Source organism: Streptomyces sp. NPDC126499 (assembly GCF_040302485.1).
Lineage (GTDB): Bacteria > Actinomycetota > Actinomycetes > Streptomycetales > Streptomycetaceae > Streptomyces.
The window spans coordinates 298,730-320,121 of sequence record NZ_JBEOUO010000006.1; the positions used below are offsets into that span (position 1 = coordinate 298,730).

The window sequence follows — 21,392 nt, forward strand, 5'->3', positions numbered from 1 at the left end:
AGAGCATCAGCCCGCCGTGCTTGACGTCCTGTCACGCGAGCGAGGTATCAGCTTCGCTGCTGCCTCAGCCACCGCGCGGTCGACCTCCGGGAGGAGGCTTGTGTATGTGTCCGAGGTCAGGGTGATCGTGGAGTGGCGGAGGGTCTCCTTGATCGTGTGGATGTCGCCGCCGGCGCCGTGGGTGAGCGTGGCCGAGACGTGGCGGAGGTCCCGCAGGGTGATGGGCGGGAGGTCGGTGGTGGCGAGGATGCGGCGGAAGGTTTCCGAGACCGTCTCCGGGTGGAGCCAAGAACCGTCCTCCTTGGTGAAGACCTTGCCCGTGTCCTGCCAGGCGGCGCCGGCCTTCCTTCGCTCCTTCGCCTGGCGGGCCTTCTGGGCGCGCAGGACCTCGATGTTCACGCTGTCAAGGGCGATCGTGCCCGCGCTGCCGTCGGTCTTCGGCTTGGACTCGTACGGGTCCCAGCCGTCGACGACGATCTCCTTGGCCGGGGTAATGAGGCCGGCGTCGAGGTCGGTCTCGTGCCAGTCCTGGCCGACCGCCTCGCCGCGCCGGAGGCCGCGGGTGCCCATGAGGTGGAAGACGGCGTAGAGCCGATCCTCCTCGGCGGCGTCCAGGAAGGTGCCGAACTGCTGCGGGGTCCACACCATGACGGGACCGGGGATCTCGCCCGTCTCCCGCCAGCGGCGGACGCGCTCGTCGGTCCAGAGGAGGGGCTTGGGACGCTTGCCGGACTCCAGCTCGACGTGGGCGGCCGGATTGAAGGTGATGAGCTGCTGGGCGATGGCGGAGTTCAGGGCCGCGCGGAGGGTGCGGCGTACGGCCTGCCGGGTCGCTGGGCCGGTGATCTTCCGGAACGGCTTCATCTCCGCCAGCTTCGCCCGCTCGGCAGCGAGCCGGGCCCGCTCGGCGGCGACGGGGCGGCCGGGCCTGCTCGGCCTGCAGCGGGCGACCTGCTCGCGGCGGGCCTGGTTCTCGGCGGCGATCACCTCGTTGTCGTCGGCGATCCCGTCGAACATCTCCACCAGCTGACCGACGTTGAGCCGGTCCAGGCGGATGTGCCCGATGCGGGGCTTCAGATGGACGCGGATGTGCGAGGCGTAGCCGTTGAGGGTGGTCTTGCGGCGCTTCTTCGACGCGAACCACGAGTCCAGCCATTCGCCGACGGTGAGGCTGCCCCGCAGCCCGAGCCCGGCGCGCAGGCGTCGTCGGGTCTCCTCGATCTCGGGCAGCGGGGCCTTCTCGGCCGAGATCTCCTCCAGGAGCGTGACGAGGCGCTGGAGGCTGTCGGGATCGTCCGCGTCGGCCAGGGCGAGCAGCGAGCGTATGTGGTCGAGATCGGCCTGGGCGGCCTTCAGGGTCTCGTAGCCGGCGCGGCTGAAGGAACGGCGGGTGCCGTCCTCGCGGGGCGGGAGCTCCTGACGGATGGAGTACGAGCCGTGCTTCCGGCTGGTGAGCTTGGGGCAGTTCTTGCCGAGCGGCTTCCCGGTGTGCGGGTCGCGGCAGTAGCAACGGCGGTGGGTGGAGCCCTTCAAAGGCGTTCCTCCGGGGTGGGGTCGGTTTCGGGCTCGGGCGGGTCGACGTCGTTCAGCGCGAGTGGCAGGTCGGGTGGAGTGGCGCCCTCTTCGCGGAGTTCGCGGCGGAGATGGCGAAGGTTGTACTTGGCGGAGATGGCCTGGTCGGCGTAGGCGGTCCGCTTGCGTTCGGCTTCCTCCCGCTGAGCGCAACGCCGATCCAGCCCAGGTCCGCCACGACACCGCCGGCCCCGCCGACCCCCTCCCGGCCAAGGAGCCGGTGACGCGGAGCCTGCACCTGGCCGCCTCGGCATGTTCACTCGGTGAACTGGGAGGAAGCCCTCCCCAGGGAGGGGTTCCGCGCCGGAACAGCAGTCCTGTTCCGGCGCGGAACAGCAACGGGACACGCTGCGAGATCAGCCGTTGCTGTGGTCGATGATGTTGCCGTTGGCACAGTGGTTGACCGTGTCGCCCGTCCAGGCCCCACCGACGGGCACGACCGCGAGCTCCTGGAAGCAGACGGCGGCGGCACTGAAGTTCCAGTTGTTGGCGGCGTTGATGCCCGGTCCGAAGTTGCTGTCGTTGTCCGCGTGAGCCGGAGTCGCGAGCGCGAGGCTCGTCAGGGCCAGGGCAGCGGTAGCGATGATCTTCTTCATGACCCGGCAAACGACCGGCGCAGAGCCTGGTTATCGGGCCACGGCGGGAATCCTCCACAAGGTCCTCGCGCTCCGCGTCCGTCTGGGTAGGCAGCCCAGTGATCCTTCTGCGCCTGGGCGTCCAGCTCCCGTATCGTCGCCTGTGTGACCGACGCGAGCATGGCGGACAGGACGCGCATCCCCGCCGATGATCTTGTCGAGCTGATCAGGGCGTTCGACCTCGGAGAAGTGGTGGAGCGACACCACCTGGCCGAGGGCCTCATGAACGTGAACTGGCGGCTGGACACCCGGGCGGGGCGATTCGCCCTCAAGCGGGTCACGGACGTGCCGCTCGAACGACTGCGCCGTAACCTCGCAGCTCTTCCCCTACTGGCTTCGTACGGCGTCCCTGCTCCCGCGCCGCTCGCCACCACCCAGGGTGATGTGATCGCCCAGATCGGCGGCAGCGCCTACTGCCTGTTCCCGTGGACGCCCGGCGAGCACGTCCGCGGAACCGACCTCTCCCTGGCGCAGGTGTCCGAGCTCGGCGCTCATCTTGCGGGGCTCCACGCGGCGCTCGGCCGCGTGGTCATCAACGAGGGACTGCCTGCCGTGCCGGCGTCAGTCACCGCAGAAGTGACCGACGCCGGCCGAGCTGTTCACAAGGCGGACCGGCTCGCCGAAGCGGTGACGGCGCGGGGTGCGGGCAACAGCTTCGACGTGGCCGCCGGCCTTGCCCTCGAACAGCGGAAGGTCCTGCTGGACAAGCACGCCCACCTGCGCCCCGAGGGCGACCTCCCCGCGGGTCCGCACGGCTGGACGCACGGCGACTTCCAGTACCGGAACCTCCTTTGGGTCGACGGCGAGCTGACCGCCATCCTGGACTGGGACCGGCTGAGCGTCCGCCCGTACGCGGAGGAGGTCGTCCGTACGGCGCAGGTGCAGTTCGGGGTGGAGGGCGTGTTCGACCTGGCGCGGGTGTCTACGTTCGTGATCGGCTACCGGTCGATGATGCCCTTGGAGCCGGGCGCCCTTCTCGACGCCGCACGCCGCCTGTGGTGGAAGCGGATGACGGACTTCTGGCAGCTGGAGTTCCACTACGACCGGGGCGACCACTCCTGCGACGAGCTGTTCATCGCCGACGAGGCGCTCCTCCACTGGTGGACGGAGCGGCTCGACGTGGTGGAACGGGCATTTACCGGTATCTACTGAATGGGTAACGGATGATTTCCGATCGCCCGATCTGGAAGCTCCTTACCTGGGCCCGTCCGCGTACTGGTGCACATCAAGTCGTTCTTACGCCCCCGAATTACCTATCGGAAGTTCGGCCCACGTCCCCATTGTTTTCTCAAGCGTCCAGATTCGGACTTTGGCTTGCGCTCGCGACGCGTATAGATCGCGCTCGGCGACGATGCTGAGGTCTCCAGCCCCGAGTTGCTGGCGCACAGCATGCTCCGTCAAGTCCATACCGGTGGTTCCGCCGTCACATAGCGAGGTGAGGAATGCTCCATCCCAGGTCCGCTCATGCAAGACTCAAGGGGCCTCGCCGGATGCCGTCTTGCGCAGCATATTCATAAAACCACTGGCGCAGGAGCGGCGGGCCGTTCCATCTTTGATCTGGAAGACATGATTGCCGGTTTCGATCAGTGTTGCCGTTGGTAGCACGAATCGCACGTTATCCTTTAGGCGCCTGTCCATCTCTGACAATACCTCATCGCGATGGCTATTCATGTGAGGCACGTCAAGGATTTCGACGAGGATTGAGGTGTCTAGGAAATCGACGACGGGAAGTTGAAGTCCGGGTCGAAGCTGTCTACTCACAGGCTCCTCAAGAATTCCTCGACGCTGAGAATGTCCGCAGCTCGGGGGCGGATGGCGGCTGGCAGGCGACCTTTCGTGACCGCATCGCCCAAGTCGCCCGCAGCCAGCAAGTCGACATAGCCTGGGAGTTCCGTCAGGCGATTCAGTACACTCTCACCGGATTTCAGATCCCTACTGCAGACAACGACGCCTGAGTGATCTTGCGCATCAAGCGAGTTAAGCAATGCTGGACTGTGGGTGGTGAAAAGTACATCGATGCGACGTCGCTCCGATTCGTCCTTCATTAGGCGCAGTACACGCGCCGCCTGTGTAGGGTAAAGGCCGTTCTCGATCTCCTCGATCACCAAGTGTCGCTGGGCATTCATTAGACCCTCGTCACCGTCGGATGCAGGGGCACTCAGTAGGGCAGTGCCAAAGGCAAGGAATCGCAGCATGCCATCGCTGAGCAGTCGAGCCGGAACGTCGTGCTCCGTACCGTGGTAGCCAGCCTCTCGCAGTACCAGCTGCACATCACCAAGCCTTGTATCAACGCTACTGATGTCTCGCACTGGATACTCGGGCATCCCTGCGACGAGCTCCGTTAGCCTCTCGAACGCCGCAGGATCGGCTGCGTGCAGACTCTCCACCGCCGCACTAAGGTTGTCCGCACTGCGTCGCAGCTCCGTATCGCGGGCGTTGACGTATTGCCGCATGAGGTGTGGGACCGGGTCCAGGAGAAAGACTTCACGCAGCACTGCAAGGGCATCCTGCACAGCTCGGTGTACGAGCTTGGTCGCCTCTGTTGTGGCAGGCAATCGAACCGGAACCTGGCTCGTCAGCAAGCGGTCGGCGGCGAAGGGGATGCCGGGATCGAGACCTCGCCGACCGTTGAAGTAGCGGACCTTAAGGTCGCTTCGTCGAGGGTCAACCGGGTCGCTGGCTAGCAACGAGCGGCCAGCAGCAAGCCTTCGCCCTCCGTAGGTCACGCCTTCTACTGCTGTCAGTTCTTCCTGCAGAATGCGCACCTCGGGCCGTACCGCGATTTCGACATCAAGGTCGAAGACTGCCTGCCCAGATCGCACACGACAGCCAAGCTCGAAGCTGTCCTTGCCTAGTGGGGCGCAACCCTCAACCCCGCCACGGATCGGTTCTTCTCCCCCGGTCCGCGGTCCGTCCAGCACATCTCGGATGGGCTCGCCTAGGGCAAGGCGAGACAGGACCATCAGTCCATCCAGAGCGTTCGACTTGCCGCTTCCGTTACGCCCGATCAACACGGTGAGGTCGTGAAGCGGCAGACGCTGGCCAGTGAAACTCTTGAAAGAGGTTAGGCGCACCTCCTCTAGACGGGGAGTCTCCACCAGGCACCTCTCTTGCTTGCTCCGACCTGAAACCGCCATCGCCCCTAGCTAAGCAGCAGCCCTTACGAGCCGTCCAACGGTGGTCAACGACTTGCGTCCTAGGGGATCAGCGTATGCGTCCTCGCCATGCTTCTGGTGGCCTGGCGCCAGCAAGTAGAGGACTTGCTAGGTCGACCTGCTCAGACATGGCACCAACTCATGGAGCTCGGACAAGAGCGATCGCGTGTACCGGACTGCCCTGTGCTGAGCTCTCAAGCCCAGCGCATTGTGGTCCAGGTTCCGGACCACGTGCACCCACGTCTCAGGGCCAGCGGTGCTGGGTAAGACGATGCCTCCGTCGCCCACGGCTTCAGGGATGCCGCCCCGGTCGGTACCGACGGTCGGAACGCCGTGGAGCGCGGCCTCGACGATCACGCGCGGGAAGGCGTCTTCCACGGTGGAAGGGGTCAGCAGCAGGCGGTGGCTGCGGTAGAGCGGCTCCATGTCGTACACCCGAGGTACGTACGTCACGTTCGGGTAGGCGGCGAAATCGGCGGCGGTGTCCCACCACCCCTCGACCAGAGTGAAGTGCTGTTCCGGCGTGTGTCGGATGAGGTCGTGCAGCAGATCAGATCCCTTGGCGGGGATGGGGTTGATCATGAGAACGGACGTGGCGCGGGGCGGGTTCGTGCTCTTACGGGGCGGCACGAACGGTGGGTACATCACGGTAAGGCGGGTTCCGCGCGTGTGGGGTGCGCGGGCCCGGACGAACTCCGACACGGCGAGGGCGTGGTGAGGGCGGCCCGCGAGGACGCCCAGGCCGGTGGCGGAGACGGAGTGGAGAAGGCCGGCGACGAGCGCAGTCGGCCGGGCCTGCGCGGCAAGCTCCGCCGAGCCCTCCTGGGAGGTGAACATGACGTCGGGGCGGAGATCTCGCAGGAGGCTGCCCAACACGTGCTCCACGTTGTTCTGCGACAACGCCGAGCACGTGACCCCGTTCCACCGGTAGCGCAGGGTGCCGTCCGCCTCGTCGTAGGGGACGCAGTTCTTGGCCAGGTGGGCGCGCATCTCGGGGAGCTGGGTGGTTCCGTCCCAGGGTGCCTCGTGCGAGCCGAGGTAGGCGACCTGCCAGCCTGCGGCGGCGAGTTCTTCGGCGAGTAGCTGCTGGGTGACCTCGGCGCCGCCGATGAGGAACGGGGGCGGCGTGCGGCGCCAGGCGAAGAGTGCGGTGGGCATCGGCGGTCACCTGGCCCAGTACGTGACGAGGGCTTCCACGGCTTGGGCGACGTCGTCCGGGCCCGCGTCGGCGGCCAGGACGGCGAGTTCTCGGGTGACCGGTCTACGGGGTGCGTGGACGAAGTATTCGCGGGCGTGGTGGAGGAAGTCGGGCTCGTGGAGGAAGTACTCGGACTCGGCGGCGGTGTGTCCGGCGGTCTTACGGCGGAGGTGGAGCGTCTCGGCCGGTACGTCGAGGTAGAGGGTGTGGTCGGGGCGCAGGTGCGGGAGGGTAGCGAGCCGTTCGCGGAGCCGGTGGTGGACGCCGTACCCGAGCAGGGCGTCCAGGGCGTACGCGTGGGCGAGGAGGGTGTCCACGGAGCGGTCGAGGATGACGAGCTGCCTGCCGCTCGCGGCGGCTTCGGCTACACGGGCGGCCTCGATCTCCATGAACCTCTCGAAGGCGGCGTGTTGGGCAGCCGCGGAGTCGGTGCGGGCCGGAGGGATGTCATCGCGGTGGGCGATGTGCTTGACGTAGCAGTCGGAGACGAACGCGCGCGTGCCGAGGGCGGTGCGGCGGAGGTGGCGTATCGCCGTGGACTTGCCCGCGTAGGAGGGCCCCTCCAGGGCGATGATCAGCACGCCGGCGCCTCCGTCCGGTAGAAGCGCTCTGCGTAGAGACCGGCCCCGTCGACCAGGTCGGCCGCGGTGGTGAAGGCGTGCCGGATCGGGCGGTACATCTTCCGGGCCGGGTACATCTGAGAGCCGTGCATCCGCAGGACGGTGACCTTGTCCAGGACCACGTCGGTGATGTCGACCAGCTCGGGCCGCATCGTCGCCCCCGTACGCGTACGGAAGAGGTGCTGGTCGCAGCCGGCGAGCGCGTACGTCGACCAGAACGCGAGGTCTTCCCAGAACCAGGTGCAGCCGAGGCGGACGGCGGCCTCGTGGACGAGGAGGTGGTCGGGGTGGCGGGTGACGGCGGCGGGCGCGAGGAGTTCGGTGCCGGGGTGGGCCGCGATCAGCCGGCCCAGTTCCTCGGTGATTCGGTCGAGCCGTTCGGGGTCGTACGGGCGGTACGGGGGCTCCGCGTCCTTGTGGCCGAGGAGGTGCCGGCGGGCGGCGAAGGGGGCGAGTGCGGCTGCGCCCTCGCGGTCGCGCAGTTCGGACACGGTGTCGATGTCGGCGTACTGGGATTCCAGGGTGGGGTGCACGCTCCGGGAGCGAGTGAAGACGGTCACCACGGAGAGGGGGCGGGGGTGGGCGAGGAAGGTGCCGGAGGCGGAGAGGGCGAAGTCGTCGTGGTGGGGTTCGATCACGAGGACCGGGCGGCCGACGGGCGTGCGGGCCTCGATGTAGTACGGGGTACGGGTGTGGGGTGCCGGCACCTCCAGGACCTGGTGGTCGTGGGCCTGGTGACGGGTGGCGAGCCGTTCGTTGTGCGTCTGGTGGGCGCGGTGGAGGTCGTCGGGGAAGGTGTAGATGCCGTGTCCGTCCGGTACGGGCAGGAACGAGTGCACAGGGGGCTCCTTCGTCATCGAACGGTGGTCTCGTACCAGTGGCGCCACTTGCGGGGCGACTGCAGGCGGAGGCGGGCGGTCACGGGGTTCTGCCACCAGAGCATCCGTAGGCTCGACCACTGGTCGTAGCGGCGGGTGGAGGGGCGTACGCGCAGCTCGTCGAGGATCGTGACGGGTCGGCCGGTGGCCTGCCCGTGAGCGGTGAGGCGGGCGAAGAACTCCACGTCCTCGCTCATGAACAGGTCGTCCCGGTAACCGCCGACGTGATGGAAGGCGTCGGCGGTGCAGAACTGGTTGACGCCCTGGGCTCCACCGCGCCGCGTTCGGTAGTGGTCCCAGTACGCACACAGGAGGCGGGCGCCGAGCCGTTCCGGGGTGTAGAGCGGCGGGATGGCGCCGCCGATGGCCCCCGCGTCCATGGCGGCAGCGGCGGCGGTGACCGCCTCCAGGGGCAGGGCCACGTCCGCGTCGGTGAAGAAGAGGCGTCCGCTGCGGGCGGCGCTCGCTCCGGTGTTCCGTACCCGCCCGATGTTGCGGACGGACTCGGTGACGACGCGGACGCCGAAGGAGGCGGCCATGTCGGCGGTGGCGTCGGTGCTGGCGTTGTCGACGACGATCACCTCCCCGGTGTGGCCGGTGACCTCTTCCCAGCGGGCGAGGGAGGCGAGGACGGAGGGCAGGTAGCGAGGCAGGTAGGCGGCCTCGTTGAAGGCCGGGATCACCACCGAGAGGGCGGGGGTGGTCATCAGTGCGTCCTTTCCGGGCGGCGGGTACGGAAGAGGTACGGGGTCCGTCGGCTGAGCTCGTCCAGGCGATCGGCCCACAGGTCGCGGTCGTCGCCCGCGGAGGAGTGGGCCCAGCAGCGGGTGGTGTGGAAGACCGTCCAGGCGGCGAGCAGGCGGTGGTCGAGCGTGAGCGGGTAGGCGTCGGTGACCGTGCGGGCCCGGAGGGGCGACCGGACCGCGTCGGTCATGACCAAGGTCTGGGCGACGTCGGACTCGCGGGGTCCAGCGGTGGCGTCGGTGAAGTCGACGAGGTGGCGGACGGACCGGTGGCCGGCGAGCACGACGTTGTCGCCGTGCAGGTCGCCGTGGCACCACACGGGCGTCGTCGTGTCGACGGCGTCGGTGATCGCGGCGAGGGCCGGCGCGATGCGGTCCAGCGCGCTGGGCGGACAGCGACGTCCAAGTGACGTGACCTGTTCGAAGAAGGGCCTCCGTGGCGCCCACGACTGGACGGGCGCGCGGTGCAGGCGGCCGAGCAGACCTGCGAGGTCCCGCAGCGCTCGCCCGTCGGAGAGCCGGCCGGAGCGCCTGGCGCTGCCCAGGGTCAGCGTGCCTAGATCGGCGGTGACGAGGGCGGTCGCCTCGTGGCCGGGGACGTGGCCGTAGCCGATCACCGCCGGGACGGCGACGTGGTCGGCCACGGCCCGGATCGCCGCGCTCTCGGTGATCGCGTTGCGGCGGGCGGTCGCCGCGTACAGCTTGATCACGACGCTGCGTCCGTCGGCCAGACTCGCCCGGTACACGGCCGTACGCGAGCGGGAGGACAGACGCTGCGCAGTGTGTGGCGGTGCTCCAGCCAGGGCGATGGCGGCGCGCACGACTGCGGCGGGAACCCGTGCGGTCACCGCACACCTGCCGGTTCGACGTCGGCGGCGCCGAGACGGCGAACGTGCCGCAGGGTGCGCCCCAGGTGGAGGCGGTACTCGGCGACGTCCTCCGTTACGGGGCAGTCGGCCTGCCACGGCTTCTCGGGGCCCACGAAGTGCACGAGAGCGGCTGATGGGTCGGACTTCGGCGGCCGGGTGACGACCCGGCGGACCCAGTTCCCGCGTTCCAGGAAGCGACCGACCTCGAATCGGTTGAGGCCGGAGGCCACCGGGCGCACGTGTCCGGATCGCAGGAGCCACAGGTTCAGGGCGTCCTGGTCGTTGTGGAGGATGTGGCGCCGGGCGTGGATCAGGGCCTGCTCGACGCCTCGGCGGATGCGGGGCATGTGGGCGGTGTGGGTCCAGAGCACGCCCGCGTTGAAGTAGGGACGTCCGCGCAGATGAGGCCAGCGTTCGGCGGCTCCGGGCAGCGCCGGGCATTCGCCGACGGCCGGGTTGAACTCGTCGCGCACGGCTCCGGTCTCGTACGGCCCGAGAGAGCCCAACGGGTCGGTGAGGTCTCCCCGTACGAGGACGTCGGCGTCCACGTAGATCAGGTACGGCCTGCGCACGAACTCCGACGTGAACTCGAAGCGCAGGTAGGTGGTGACGGTGATGTACGACGCGTCGGCCATACGGGAGGTCCGCAGCGGAACGCAGTGGCGGAGGTCGAACGAGCCGAAGCCGACTCGCTTGGCGAAGTCGGAGAGGAGCAGGGCCTGCCCCTGGGTGAGGTCGAGGGTGAGCACCCGGACGGCGGCGTTGCGGCGGGCGGCCGGGGTGAGGCCGTCGGCCAGGCCGCCGAGGGCGGCGAGGCCGGGGACGAGGTACTGCTGGTCGATGCACAGGCCGAACGCGTACATGAGCGCTTCGCCTTCCGGTCGTGGTGCATGGGCGTGGCGGGCGGGTCTACTGCTGGTCGGGGATGACAGGCTCACGAGGGCTCACTGACCGGGCCCGGAGCTGCGGCGGTCGAGGATTTCGAGGGTGTCGGGGTCGGTGGTCTCCCAGTAGGGGCCGCCGCCGGTCTGCGGGCGCAGCAACCAGACGGTGCCGCCGGCGCGGACATCGGTGACGATCGCCCGCCGTCCTCTCGCGTCCCTGACGAGATCGCCGACCCACGCCCGTTCCGCGGTCACAGGGTGTCCGCCTCACGTGTCTCGCTCTGCGGGGCCCAGCCGGAGGCCGCGTCGGCGATGTCACGGCGCCGCTGGCGCTGACCCGGCGTACGGCGGATCGGGGCGGCACTCGCGGCATCCACGAGGAAGCCGCCCTCCTCGCGGATGCGGATGCCGAGGCCGGCGAACTGGGCCGCGTCGGTGGCGACGTGCGCGAAGGCGCAGACGACGACGCCCCGGATCATTCCGGCCGAGAGGGCGGACAGGACGGCCTGCCAGCCGGGGCGTTCCGCGAGCGGCAGGGCGGGGTCGAAGTCGAACCAGGCGCCGGCGACGTGCCAGTGCCGGGCGTCGGCGTAGTAGCGACCGCGCTCCTCGCCCTCACGGATGACGGCGGGGGTGGTGGCACAGGCGTAGACGGCGACGGGCACGTGCCCGAGGCCGTCGGGCGGGTTGATCGGCATGCCCACAAGGCTGCTGCGCCGCCGGGCGCGCGCCCAGGCACGGGCCGTGACGCCGACGGCGGTCCGCCGTCGCTCGCCGTGCCACGTTCCGTGGCAGCGGGAGAAGGCGCCCTCGGCGGTGTGCAACGTCCCGTAGCAGTCGGGCTGGTGGTGGCCCTGGGGCTACTACGGGTCGTTGCAGTGCTGGTGTGCGGGTCAGCGCACTCCGAGGGGAACGCCGGCGGAGTCGGCGAGCCCTCGCAGCCGGGTGACGGACACGCCTGCGAGCCGGCTGATGATGACGCCGGGGAGCATCTGGTGGCGCACCCACCCGGGAGCCATCGTGCAGACGGTCTGGAGGGTGTCGGCGGCAGCGTCCCACCGTCGGCATTCGACCTGAGTGAGGGCGACGTCGAGGCCGTAGCGGGCCCGGGTGGCCAAGGGAACGGTGTCGTCCAGGCGGACGGTGTCCATGAGCCGTAGCGCCCCGGCGGTGTCCCCGAGAGCCACGGCGATGCTCATGGCCTGCGTGGCGGCGTACATCGGCCCGTACGGCTGGGCGTGGGAGCCGCGGGCGTGCTCGTCCCCTATGCGGGCGGCGACGGCATGGGCCTGGGAGAGGTACTCGCGCGCGCTGTCGGCGTTCGCTCCGCCTCGGGACGCGGCGACGGCGGCGTTGGTGACGAGCTGCCCGTACACGCTCAGCCTGTCGGGGTCGTGCTCGCTCATCTTGGGCTCGATCCGGTCGGCCTGGGCTGCGGCGAGGAGGAAGCCCTGCTTCGTACGGCCGTCACGGAGGTTGACCCACGCTGTCGTGGCGGCGAGATGCGCGTCACGGAGAACGTCACCGCCCTGGACGGCGATCTGGCGGCCGTACGTCAGTGCCGCGTACGCGAGATCGCGGGAACCGAGCACGTTGGCGGCCATGCCCGCCGTCTGGAAGGTGTCGATGAGGACACCGGCCGCAGCTTCGCGCTCGTCGGCGCCGGCCGCGTCGAACCGCGCTCGCGCCTCGGGGAGGAGCTGCCCCAGGAGGGTGCCGAGCTCGGTGTACCTGCCGCCCCAATAGGCAGCATCGGCCCGACGGACGACGGCCCGCAGCTCCTCGACGGTGCCCGGCTCGACTTCGGCGGGGATGCCGATGGCCGCGTCGTGGGTGGCTGCCGAGACCATGCGCAGCGCTGCCCGCTCGTCACGGTCCATCGATCGGCGGGGCGCCTGCTGACCTAAGAGCACGGCGATGTCCGTACCGAGCGCGTCGGCGATCGACAGCAGGGACGGAAGGGACGCCGTCCCGCCGCGTTCGAGCTTGCGGACCACGCCAACGGACACGCCGGACGCCTCCGCCAGTTGCTCCTGCGTCATGCCGCCGCGCAGCGCCTTCAGGCGCTCAGAGGTGGTGTACTCCGACCACTGCATGATCCAGAACCTCCGCATGATGGGCCCCACACGGACAGTACTGGCAGAAGCGACAGCTTCGACGACCTTTGCGCAGAGTGCAGTTGGCCTCAGCTGGCGAGTACGGCTGTCACGCCAAGAAGGGCCTCCAGTTCGGCCACGGCCTCGTCTTCGTCCGTGACGTGGACGGTAGCGATACCGAGATCAGCTGCCGGCGGAAGGTTCACCGCGTGATCGTCGACGAAAACGCACTGCTCGGCAGGCAACCCAATGCGCTCCAAAGCGAGTTCGTAGATCGCCGGATCGGGCTTGGCCATCCCGACGAGCTCGGAGACGACGTGCACGTCGAACAGGTCCCAGATGCCGACGTGCTCGTACGGGTTGAACGGGTCGAGGCCGAAGCTGTTGGACAGTAGGGCCAGCCGGTGCCCGGCGTCCCGCGCGGCCCGCGCGAGCCCGATCATCCGGCGGGCCGCAGGCACCCCGGCCCAGGCCCGGCCCATCAGGTTCACCGGATCCACCTGAGGGCCCAGCAGGGCCGCCGTACCTTCGTTCCACTCGGCTTGCCCGATCTCCCCGATCTCCAGGGCCGCGTACAGGCGTCGGCCTTGGGGGTGATCGTTGAGGGTGGCCCGCCACGCACCCGGCGCCAGCCCCTCGGACATGCACCAGGCACGGTGGACCTCGATAGGGCTGGCGGTGAGTACCCCGGCGAAGTCGAGGATCAGGCCACGCTGCTCATGCCTGTCGGCGGTGACCGTATTGTGCGACATTCGGCGTTTGGTCCCTTCCGCAGTTTGTCTCCCGAGCGAAGGTACCGCCCGGCGGTGCGGCTGCGCGCAGAGCCTGCCGCTGCCACTGGTCGAACGCGTTCGCAGGGCGTGGGCCCATGCTCTCGCCCGCGGATAGATGGATGGAAGTGGTGCTGTTTGGCGATCTCCCAGACAGCAGGCGTTGCTCTCCGTAGCCTGGAATGTGCGAAGAGGTAGGAGGATGCGTGACAGATATCGGCTTCTTGACTGAGAGCGTCGCCACGGCGCTTACCGCACTGCTCGTCACTGATGCATATGCAGCCGCTCGTCCGCGGCTGAGCGCGATCTTGAGCCGTTCACGAAGCGACGAGGGTGCGCGAATCGAAGATCTTGATCGTCTTCGCGGAGAGGACCCAACGACATTGCGCAGCGCCGTGCACGAGCATGTCCGGCGACTTGCTGCATCCGACGAGGACCTTCTCCGACAGCTGCAAGACGCCTTGGGAGTCCCGCAGCCATGCATCGGAATGAACATCCACGGCAACCAGTTTCATGGACCGACCCAGCTGGGCGGCACCCAGATCGTCAACATGTAAGCGGTGGAGCATGGGCCAGGACTCTGACGCCTCGGAGGTCCACCACAACGTCTTCGTCGGGCCCACCGTGATCGGCGGGACTCAGAACGTGCTCGGTGGCACCTCTGTTCCGACGCACCCTGAGCCGTCAATAACCTCACAGGCTTGGGCGGCGATCATGGTCGCTTGGGCATTCTGCCCAGCGGTGGCACGGTGGACGCAGGAGGTTCTCAGTGAGGAGTTCTTCTCACGGTTCGCGGATCTCGGCCATGCCCTCGTGCTGTACATCTGGCTGGCGGGTGGGGCTGCTGTCCTCCTCGACGTAGCGGGCTACTTGCTCTACCGGCATTGGGCCGTGGCGCAGAGGGTGGTCACCCACCCCGTCACGTGGAAGCTGCGACTGTGTGCGATGGCCCTGGGGGGCGCCATCCTTGCCGCGGTCACATTCATGATGGGTCAGTAGACCGCCGATTGAGCTGGTCATCGCCCGGTCCGGCGATCCCCACCGTCGAGGTCTACACCTTCGCTACCACCTTCTGGTATGCCGGCACCAGTATCTGGCCCTGTGGCTACACAGCGGTTGGCGCTGCCCCTGAACGCAGCCTGACAGGAACATAAGTTCGCGGTCTTGGCGCGTCGGGGCCCCTACCATCCACTGCTGCTTTCCAATGGCTGGACCGGATTGTGATCCTCCAGAAGGTGCTCATTAACGATCATGAAATAGGTGCCGGCCTACGGCATTGGAGATGATGGCCGTGCTCGCAATAACGCCCGTATTCTGATGCCTTCAAGAGCCTTTTGGGGCCCTGTGCTCCACGCGCAGGGGATCTGTCCTGATGGGGTCACTTCTTTGTGGTGTGGGAATTTTCGAACTCGGCCAGAATCGTCTCTGATTGTCGCAATGATGATTCTAGAAAATGCGCCAACTCTGGGCGGATGTAGCGAAGCTGAAGATCCCTAAGTCCTTCGGGGTCACGCCAAGAGTTGGGGTCTACTCGAATAAGGACAGGGACGGTCTGCGGCCCTGAAGGGCTTCGGTCGCAGGAGATCAGGAAATCTGCTGATTCCTGCAAGTGGCGAGATATTGACAGCAGTAGCTTCGCTTGCGCAATCGTGCAAGATGCCATCAATTGGGCGGCCATTTCGGCAACGGAAAACTCCCCGGCGATATCTTGGAGCTCGCTTTTCACGGGCTGGCCCCATTTGTCGAAACGCCTCAAGAGCTCGGTTGAGTCAAAAGTTACGGTCACTTCCCTCCGTTGTGCCCCGTCATGGTCGAGCCACCTGCGGGAATGCCCTGAAATGGGTGGCAATCCGCAATGCTGACTATAATTGCGCAGCTTGTACATGAAGCGGTAGGCGAAAACAGTGTCGTACTCATGGGAGAGGCTGGCTCTGAAGGCGTTTAGAATGTTCGGCTCGTATCGCCCTGAGAGCCACTTGCGTGTTCGGTCATCGAAGGCGCGGAAGGCTGAAAGGAATGAGTCGAGCAGAAGGGGTAGAGGGTCCAGCTTTTCCTTGTATGAGAGGGATGGGAAGTTTCCGCTATGCAGCTCATTGAGTGCTTCAAATAGCTTGCCGTGTTGAGCTGAGAGCTGGGCGTATGGAGGGTTTTCTAGGGCCTCTGTAAGAATATTCAGGTGTTCTTGGTGAGAGTCGGCCAAGTCGGGAGATACGGCTTCTCCGCCTAGGCTCAATTCCTTGATCTTGCCTTGGGGATCTCTTGTTGCGTAGCCGAGGTGCCAATTGAACATCCATACCTCACCGACATCGCTTGTGTAGAGCCCTGCAGGATCGCATGTTCGGCGCCCCTGAACAACCAGTTTGGGTCTCCGCTGGAGGGAGAGGCGGCTACTAATAGGTCCAAGCGGCCTTCGAGACGGCCGCTGTACTCCGCATCCGAGGCACCTCCCCAGGCGTTGGTACAAGAGCTGTCTCTCGGCAGTGTGCCTACCTCTTCCCGAGAGGTGAGCACTGGTAGCGCAATCCTCGGCTCACGATCTTGAACCTGTCCCGGCCCTGCGCAGAGAAGGGGTTCGGAAGCTCGAACACTCTGCGGTCCTCGGGGGCGAGCGCGGAAGTGATCAGCAGTATGCGGTAGCGGCTGCCGCGTGCGTGGAGGCGGGCAGCGTCCACCTCGGACGGTCCGAGCTCGAACTCGACTCGGTCGGCGCTCGGTTCGCTCAGCGCCTTCACCTCGAAGAACCGGGTAGTGTCGCGCCACTTCACCTCGAAGTCGTACCCCAGCGAGTCGGATGCGTCGCGGTCTCCGTTGACGACAGCGGCATATCCCGACCTCCAGTGCACGTCCGCGTACCGACGCTGGAGCCATGCGCGAGCCGCCACTTCTCCGACCAGGCCGATGGCCGATCGCTGATCCTCGTTGGTCTGATTCATCTTCGCCACGACGATGCGTTGCTTGGGGGAGCTCGTTCCCGGACGTGGCCGGGGTACGCCTTGGACGGCGTCAAGGCGCACCCTGCCGCTCTGAGCGAGGAAGGATTCGCCAACCGTACGCGCCGCGATGTCCGCAATGGCGGAGAGCTGGTCGCGTCCCACGCTGACTTCGGCGTCCCCGATGGTGATGGTGCGCGGCACGATGCCGCTGGTGCCGCCGGAACCATGGGAGAGGCGCTTCGCCGTCCGCGCCAGGTCGTTCGAAGTCAGGCCCAGTTGGACGAGATCCGCAGTCCGCGGCATGCCGTCGGGCCACCTCACCGCGCGCTCCACTGCATCGATCAGCTGGCTCTCGCTCAACGCCACCAGATCGCTCAGCCCGGACCTGTCGACGCAGCTCTTGGACTCCAGAAGGACAGCGCCGTGCCAGCCGCTCGGAGGTTCGACGCCCTGCTTGCGGCACCAAGCCTCCACCAGGGGAAGCAGAACCTTCACCAGCGTGTCGATCGCAGAAGCGTTGCGTTCACGCAGCAGGTCAACGGGCGGAAGGGTTCCCGGCCGGTCGAGGTCGTCGTCGGCGCCGTGCTCGCGCAGCCACATTCCCACCCTGACGCGCATCGCCTCCGGGGGCGGAGTCATGAAGCGAGGCAGCCAGTCCGGGTCAGGCCGTAGGTCGTGCAGACCGCGGGCCGCCGCATACGGGGTGAAGTCGCCGCCCTCGTCGGCAACGGCCGCGTAGCGCTCGCGGAGTCGGTCGAGGATCGCGTCGGCGTGAGCACGCACGAAGTCGCCGAAGACCTGCTCGTGAACGTCGGGGTAGGAGTACGGCGAGTACCCGGGGCCGAGCGTGGCGAGTGCCGCGTTGAACTCCATGAAGTCGAGTCGCAGCTCGTCACGCAGCTCGGCGGGCGTCGTGGAGGAACGGGCGAGGGCCACCAGGTCCTCCGACGAGACGGGCAGGTCGGGTGCGTACCGGTCTATGACCGCCTGGAGTTCGGACTCGTTTCCCGCACGGGCCAGGAGGTTCTCCGACTCCTCGTCCCAGTCGGCGGTGGTGACGCAGGCCAGGACGGGACGGATCAGCCGTACGGCGTCCTGTACGTCGCCGGTGAGGTGGCGCCTGATCTCGGTGACCTTCGCCTCGGTCGTATCCAGGGCCTGGGCGAGGGAACCGTCGTCGATGTGGCTGGGCATGTGGCCACCGAAGAGCCGCTCCAGCTTCACCAGGACGAGTTCGAGCGCGTCTTGCAGCCATGGACGGCTCAGGAGCTGTGCGACGGCCGGCGTCGCCGCCTGGAGTTCGTCCCAGCCTTCTTCGCTCCTCCAGACCACCACGGTGGGGTGGTTGTCGTCGGGCAGTGGCAGCGCCCGGGTCGTCGACGGAGGTTCGGTCGGTGCGCCCGCGATGGCGATCTCCACGTCGGCGGCGTGCACGACACGGATGGTGCGGAGCCGTTCGAGCGCGGCACGGACGCCGCGCTCGCTACGCCGGACGAACGCCCCGGACTTCAGCTCCATGGCGAGGGCGACGACGGTGACCAGCCATTCCCCGCGCTCGACGAGTGCGGTGGCCGCTCCGTCCGGGGTGATCGGGGAGCCGTCCCTGTGCCGGACCTGGACATGGGTGGCGGACGTGCGTTCCACCTGGATCCCGTTCGCCTCGGCCAGTCGGACGATGGCCTCCCCGGACTCGGACGGGGCGACCAGTACGGGGTGACCCGCCAGCTCAATGAGCGCTTCCTTGAGAGGGTCCTCCTGGTCGCGCACGTAGACGGTGACTCCCCCGGCGGAGGCGGGCACCGTCAGGGCGCCGAGCATGTTGGCGCGGCTGACGGCCAGCCGGATCTCCTCGCCGGGGGCCCAGGGCCAGACTCCCGTCTGCGCGATCTGCGACCAAGCCCGTTCGTAGTGCCGTTTGAAGGAGACGCTGAGGTACTCGGGGACCTCCCCATTGTCCAGCGTGTCCCCGAGCTGCAGCACGACCGCCCCGGCGTGCTGCGGGTCGTCCCATCTGCGCAGACCCAGTTGGAGGAGGCGGTCGGCGACGGTCTTGTCGGCGAGCAGCCGCCGGGTCGTCAAGGGCAGGGCCGGGACGAAGGCGGGGAGTTCGCCGTCGGTGCTGAACCAAGCCTGGCCGGGCGTGACGAAGGAGGGGCCGTCCGCTTCCTCCACGGGGAGCCATGCCAGGCCCCGGAGGAAGGAGGCGAGCGGTGTCGGCCAGACGTGTTCGTCCTTGAAGGGGTACGTGGGCCTGTGCACGGTGAAGGTGAACACCTCGCTGCCCCAGGTGCGGAGCCCGTGGAGGAGCAGTTCGGCGAACTCACGCCGAGCCGTTCTGGGCAGTGCCGCGACGTCGCCCCCTCCCGCGAGGTGGGCCGGTGCCCGCGTGAACTCGTACGGTGTCCACGGGTGGGCGAACCTGGTCCACCGTTTCTGGACGTCCGCGGTCCAGACAGCGGCGAGCGGGTCCCCGAGTCCGAAGCGTACGGCGAGGCCGGCCGGCCGCAGATCGTTGCCGTGGCTGGGTTTCAGCCGGCCGCCGACGAGGGTCGGGCGCATGCCGTCGCACACTCCCAGTGCCGAGAGGAACTCGACGTAGGCGGACCTGTCGCGGACGGGTATGGGCCAGTCGTCCGGTCCGCTAATCCAGCTGTCACGCTGCGCGGCGATCGCGGCGGGCACCCCGGCCCCAGCTTCGCCGAGGAACCGGTCCAGCCTCCGTGCCCCCTCGGTGCCCCAGGCGGGTGAGAAGGAACATCGTGCCGCCCTGCCCCAGCCGTCGGTTGCCAGCGGGACGCGGAAGGGAATGCGGGGCAGGCGGCCTCGCTGGGCCTGGGTGAGCGTCGGGTACTGCCGGAAGGCGAAGACGAGGGCGTCGCGGCCGAGTGCCTCGGTGGGGCGGCCGGCGAGCAGGTCCTCCAGCGCGTCGAAGACCCGGTCGAGCTCGTACGGGCGCACGAGCCGGTGACGCTGAAGAAAGTCGCGCCCCTGGGGGTCCCAGACGATCACCGGATGGGTGAAGGCGATGCGGCGGCGCAGCGCCTTCAGGTCACCGGGGACCTGGGCGACGGAGTCGGCGTCGGGGTGGAAGAAGACGGTTTCGTCGTTCTGCTGCGACTCGGCCGCGCCGCCGAGGGTGTTCCTCAGCCGCAGGCTCTGGTCGAGGATGATGCGGCGGCCGCGCAGCGCTTCCTGGTCCCTCGCGAACGCATGCGCGACATCACCGTAGAAGGCACCCCACAGGGGTCCTGCCGCTGTCTCGTCCTCGCGGGGCAGCGTTGCGGCCACGCGTTCGACCCATTCGGCCGACAGTTGGGCCGGTGCGCGGAGCGAGGTGGGAAGGACGGCTCTGCACAGCTTGTCGAGTCGCGCGTGGCGGACGGAACCGACGGATGAGGCGAGCAGCGGAGCTCCCGCACCGGCGAGGGCGTCGGTGGTCAGTACCCGCCAGGAGCGTTTTCCTTCAGGCCACGCGTAGGAGTCCCGCAGCGAGCCCCAGGTCTCCGTGCCGTGTAGCGGGACGATCGGTTCGGTGCCGAGTTTTCCGTCGAGAGCGGCGTTCAACCGCTTCGGTACATCCCAGCTGACGAGGTCGACAACGAGATCGGCGGCCACGAGGTGCGGTGATTCGGAGCGGATTCGCCGACTCAGATCCACCGCCAGGTGGGCGACGTGGTCGAGGAGGTGGTCATTGAGGGCCACCGACTCGCTGATGTCGAGCCGCGCCAGTTTCGTGAAGAAAGGGGCGTGGACATGCCCGGGGAAGGGAGACCGGGCAGCGGCGGCCATGGGGAGGAACGTGTACATGCGACCGTGCGCGAGCGGGGTGTCCAGCCTCAGGGCCACTGCCACCCATGCCTCGGTGGTCCAGTTCTCCCAGGCCGCGTCGATCTCCCGGGCTCGTACGCTGTGTCGGATCGCCTCACTCAGGGAGCCGGCCTCCACGGTGCGGCGCGCCAGCAGATAGCGGCCGGCGTCAGCGAGATCGACTTCCGTCACCCAGTCGTTCTCGCGGTCGCGGACGAGGCCCGATGCATGCTCGGTACGGGACAGGACCCGCGTGAACGCGTCAGGGGATTCGCCGCGTACCTCCATGAGGAGTGCGGCCACCCGATCGAGGAAGAGCAGAAGCGGCGCGTCGCCGTTCGCCATCTCGCTCATCTGCGCCACGGCGAGTCCCCAGGCGTGCTGGTCCCGCAGCGGGAGCCGTACGACGGTGGAGAATCCGTCCTCGGCCAGTTCCTTGAGTACGGGGTCCGTGGCTGCGGCCGGCACGGGCAGCGCGAGGGGGGAGACATCCTCGACCACGCGGGCCGCCAGATCGGGATCCTCCACGAGAGCGTGTACGTCGTCGGGTCGCGCGAACCGGAAGCAGTAGCCGTCGAACACCGGGGAGCTGGCCGAGGTCTTGGAGTAGATCTCCGGCCAGTCGGTCAGCTGCAGCACGCTGCGGAAACCGAGCCCCTTGTTGCCGATGCCCTCACCCGCCGCCTTGCTCGACAAAGCCACCTCGGTGATGGCGCGGAAGTTCTTCTCGTTGAAGGCCGCGCCCTCGTTGGCGACGTAGAGGACACCGCCGCCCTCCTCGGGGACCGCGAGGACGGAGATGCGTCCCGGGCGGTCGCCGCCGAGTGCGTCGTGCCCGTTCTGGACGAGTTCGAGTACGGTGCGGCCCTCGTACTCCTGGGCGGTGTCCTCGCTGACGGACTTCAGGCTCTCCGCGAATCGCCATTCCTCACCAGCGTGCTGGTAGATCTCGATCCGCCGTCGGGTCAGGGCGATCACGGTGTCCCGGAATGCGCCGCCGACGGTGTCGTACGTCGAAGTGATGGCCGTTCCCCTCGTCCCTCGCACACTCGTCGCGCGGCGCCTGCCGGGCGGTGAGCCCTATGGCGCCATCAAACCGGATCGGCGATCACATCATCCGAGGATTCCGCATTCTGGCCTGCGGGTCGGGAGCGCTCGGTGCGTAGCGCCAACAGCTGACTACCGAGTGGGACCCGCAAGGGAACCCGCCCATCCGGGGTTCCTGCCTTAGA

General features: G+C 67.9%; 19 protein-coding genes and 1 pseudogene. 3 read left to right on the forward strand and 17 right to left on the reverse strand.

The window, feature by feature from the left end; translation table 11 throughout:
• Positions 1-6: 6 nt before the first annotated feature.
• The 3 genes and pseudogenes from xerC to ABTZ91_RS11720 all read right to left on the reverse strand — a co-directional run bounded on the left by xerC (position 7) and on the right by ABTZ91_RS11720 (position 2,168).
• Positions 7-1,533 carry a site-specific integrase gene (gene xerC, locus ABTZ91_RS11710; protein ID WP_352076953.1) on the reverse strand — a complete coding sequence of 509 codons (1,527 nt, stop codon included), beginning with the start codon at positions 1,531-1,533 and terminating at the stop codon, positions 7-9.
• Positions 1,530-1,721 (reverse strand): annotated as a pseudogene (locus ABTZ91_RS11715) (transcriptional regulator); the annotation flags it as partial. The pseudogene ABTZ91_RS11715 and the gene xerC, both read right to left, overlap by 4 nt.
• A gap of 207 nt (positions 1,722-1,928) precedes the next feature.
• On the reverse strand, positions 1,929-2,168 hold the full coding sequence (locus tag ABTZ91_RS11720; RefSeq protein WP_352076954.1) for a hypothetical protein: 240 nt from the start codon (positions 2,166-2,168) through the stop codon (positions 1,929-1,931).
• A gap of 159 nt (positions 2,169-2,327) precedes the next feature.
• On the opposite strand from ABTZ91_RS11720, the gene ABTZ91_RS11725 reads away from it, so the two are divergent.
• Positions 2,328-3,359: a phosphotransferase gene (locus tag ABTZ91_RS11725; RefSeq protein WP_352077000.1), complete on the forward strand. Its 1,032-nt coding sequence runs from the start codon at positions 2,328-2,330 to the stop codon at positions 3,357-3,359.
• Positions 3,360-3,680: 321 nt separating this feature from the next.
• Here the strand turns inward: ABTZ91_RS11725 and ABTZ91_RS11730 are convergent, their stop codons facing one another.
• From ABTZ91_RS11730 to ABTZ91_RS11785, 12 genes are all read right to left on the reverse strand, one after another.
• Positions 3,681-3,968, reverse strand: coding sequence for a hypothetical protein (locus ABTZ91_RS11730; protein WP_352076955.1), 288 nt, complete (start codon positions 3,966-3,968; stop codon positions 3,681-3,683).
• Entirely contained in the window at positions 3,965-5,305 is a 1,341-nt protein-coding gene (locus ABTZ91_RS11735; protein ID WP_352076956.1) for an ATP-binding protein, read from the reverse strand. Before ABTZ91_RS11735 ends, ABTZ91_RS11730 begins: the two co-directional genes overlap by 4 nt.
• Positions 5,306-5,470: 165 nt before the next feature.
• Entirely contained in the window at positions 5,471-6,520 is a 1,050-nt protein-coding gene (locus ABTZ91_RS11740) for a glycosyltransferase (RefSeq protein ID WP_352076957.1), read from the reverse strand.
• 6 nt (positions 6,521-6,526) lie between these two features.
• Positions 6,527-7,141 carry an AAA family ATPase gene (locus tag ABTZ91_RS11745; protein ID WP_352076958.1) on the reverse strand — a complete coding sequence of 205 codons (615 nt, stop codon included), beginning with the start codon at positions 7,139-7,141 and terminating at the stop codon, positions 6,527-6,529.
• On the reverse strand, positions 7,135-8,037 hold the full coding sequence (locus ABTZ91_RS11750; RefSeq protein ID WP_352076959.1) for a PIG-L family deacetylase: 903 nt from the start codon (positions 8,035-8,037) through the stop codon (positions 7,135-7,137). Before ABTZ91_RS11750 ends, ABTZ91_RS11745 begins: the two co-directional genes overlap by 7 nt.
• Positions 8,034-8,765: a glycosyltransferase gene (locus ABTZ91_RS11755; RefSeq protein WP_352076960.1), complete on the reverse strand. Its 732-nt coding sequence runs from the start codon at positions 8,763-8,765 to the stop codon at positions 8,034-8,036. The genes ABTZ91_RS11750 and ABTZ91_RS11755 overlap by 4 nt, the downstream gene beginning before the upstream one ends.
• A complete protein-coding gene (locus tag ABTZ91_RS11760) occupies positions 8,765-9,649 on the reverse strand; it encodes an aminoglycoside phosphotransferase family protein (RefSeq protein ID WP_352076961.1) in 885 nt (294 codons plus the stop codon). Before ABTZ91_RS11760 ends, ABTZ91_RS11755 begins: the two co-directional genes overlap by 1 nt.
• Positions 9,646-10,533: a glycosyltransferase gene (locus tag ABTZ91_RS11765; RefSeq protein ID WP_352076962.1), complete on the reverse strand. Its 888-nt coding sequence runs from the start codon at positions 10,531-10,533 to the stop codon at positions 9,646-9,648. Before ABTZ91_RS11765 ends, ABTZ91_RS11760 begins: the two co-directional genes overlap by 4 nt.
• Positions 10,534-10,614: 81 nt before the next feature.
• Positions 10,615-10,809: a hypothetical protein gene (locus tag ABTZ91_RS11770; protein WP_352076963.1), complete on the reverse strand. Its 195-nt coding sequence runs from the start codon at positions 10,807-10,809 to the stop codon at positions 10,615-10,617.
• Positions 10,806-11,252: a hypothetical protein gene (locus ABTZ91_RS11775; protein ID WP_352076964.1), complete on the reverse strand. Its 447-nt coding sequence runs from the start codon at positions 11,250-11,252 to the stop codon at positions 10,806-10,808. The genes ABTZ91_RS11770 and ABTZ91_RS11775 overlap by 4 nt, the downstream gene beginning before the upstream one ends.
• A 195-nt stretch (positions 11,253-11,447) precedes the next feature.
• Positions 11,448-12,650 carry a helix-turn-helix domain-containing protein gene (locus ABTZ91_RS11780; RefSeq protein ID WP_352076965.1) on the reverse strand — a complete coding sequence of 401 codons (1,203 nt, stop codon included), beginning with the start codon at positions 12,648-12,650 and terminating at the stop codon, positions 11,448-11,450.
• 89 nt (positions 12,651-12,739) lie between these two features.
• On the reverse strand, positions 12,740-13,402 hold the full coding sequence (locus ABTZ91_RS11785) for an HAD family phosphatase (RefSeq protein WP_352076966.1): 663 nt from the start codon (positions 13,400-13,402) through the stop codon (positions 12,740-12,742).
• A gap of 224 nt (positions 13,403-13,626) precedes the next feature.
• On the opposite strand from ABTZ91_RS11785, the gene ABTZ91_RS11790 reads away from it, so the two are divergent.
• On the forward strand, positions 13,627-13,977 hold the full coding sequence (locus ABTZ91_RS11790; RefSeq protein ID WP_352076967.1) for a hypothetical protein: 351 nt from the start codon (positions 13,627-13,629) through the stop codon (positions 13,975-13,977).
• A gap of 10 nt (positions 13,978-13,987) precedes the next feature.
• Positions 13,988-14,419, forward strand: a complete 432-nt coding sequence (locus tag ABTZ91_RS11795) for a hypothetical protein (RefSeq protein WP_352076968.1) — start codon at positions 13,988-13,990, stop codon at positions 14,417-14,419.
• Between the two features lie 379 nt (positions 14,420-14,798).
• Here the strand turns inward: ABTZ91_RS11795 and ABTZ91_RS11800 are convergent, their stop codons facing one another.
• Positions 14,799-15,710, reverse strand: a complete 912-nt coding sequence (locus ABTZ91_RS11800; protein ID WP_352076969.1) for a hypothetical protein — start codon at positions 15,708-15,710, stop codon at positions 14,799-14,801.
• Positions 15,711-15,906: 196 nt separating this feature from the next.
• On the reverse strand, positions 15,907-21,138 hold the full coding sequence (locus ABTZ91_RS11805) for a sacsin N-terminal ATP-binding-like domain-containing protein (RefSeq protein ID WP_352076970.1): 5,232 nt from the start codon (positions 21,136-21,138) through the stop codon (positions 15,907-15,909).
• Between the last annotated feature and the right edge of the window lie 254 nt (positions 21,139-21,392).

What these genes read in the sequence shown, in the direction of transcription:
- ABTZ91_RS11720 (WP_352076954.1), bottom strand. Translation starts at nt 2,168, where the DNA reads ATGAAGAAGATCATCGCTACCGCTGCCCTGGCCCTGACGAGCCTCGCG.
- ABTZ91_RS11725 (WP_352077000.1), top strand. Translation starts at nt 2,328, where the DNA reads ATGGCGGACAGGACGCGCATCCCCGCCGATGATCTTGTCGAGCTGATC.
- ABTZ91_RS11740 (WP_352076957.1), bottom strand. Translation starts at nt 6,520, where the DNA reads ATGCCCACCGCACTCTTCGCCTGGCGCCGCACGCCGCCCCCGTTCCTC.
- ABTZ91_RS11750 (WP_352076959.1), bottom strand. Translation starts at nt 8,037, where the DNA reads ATGACGAAGGAGCCCCCTGTGCACTCGTTCCTGCCCGTACCGGACGGA.
- ABTZ91_RS11755 (WP_352076960.1), bottom strand. Translation starts at nt 8,765, where the DNA reads ATGACCACCCCCGCCCTCTCGGTGGTGATCCCGGCCTTCAACGAGGCC.
- ABTZ91_RS11765 (WP_352076962.1), bottom strand. Translation starts at nt 10,533, where the DNA reads ATGTACGCGTTCGGCCTGTGCATCGACCAGCAGTACCTCGTCCCCGGC.
- ABTZ91_RS11775 (WP_352076964.1), bottom strand. Translation starts at nt 11,252, where the DNA reads ATGCCGATCAACCCGCCCGACGGCCTCGGGCACGTGCCCGTCGCCGTC.
- ABTZ91_RS11780 (WP_352076965.1), bottom strand. Translation starts at nt 12,650, where the DNA reads ATGCAGTGGTCGGAGTACACCACCTCTGAGCGCCTGAAGGCGCTGCGC.
- ABTZ91_RS11785 (WP_352076966.1), bottom strand. Translation starts at nt 13,402, where the DNA reads ATGTCGCACAATACGGTCACCGCCGACAGGCATGAGCAGCGTGGCCTG.
- ABTZ91_RS11795 (WP_352076968.1), top strand. Translation starts at nt 13,988, where the DNA reads ATGGGCCAGGACTCTGACGCCTCGGAGGTCCACCACAACGTCTTCGTC.
- ABTZ91_RS11800 (WP_352076969.1), bottom strand. Translation starts at nt 15,710, where the DNA reads ATGTTCAATTGGCACCTCGGCTACGCAACAAGAGATCCCCAAGGCAAG.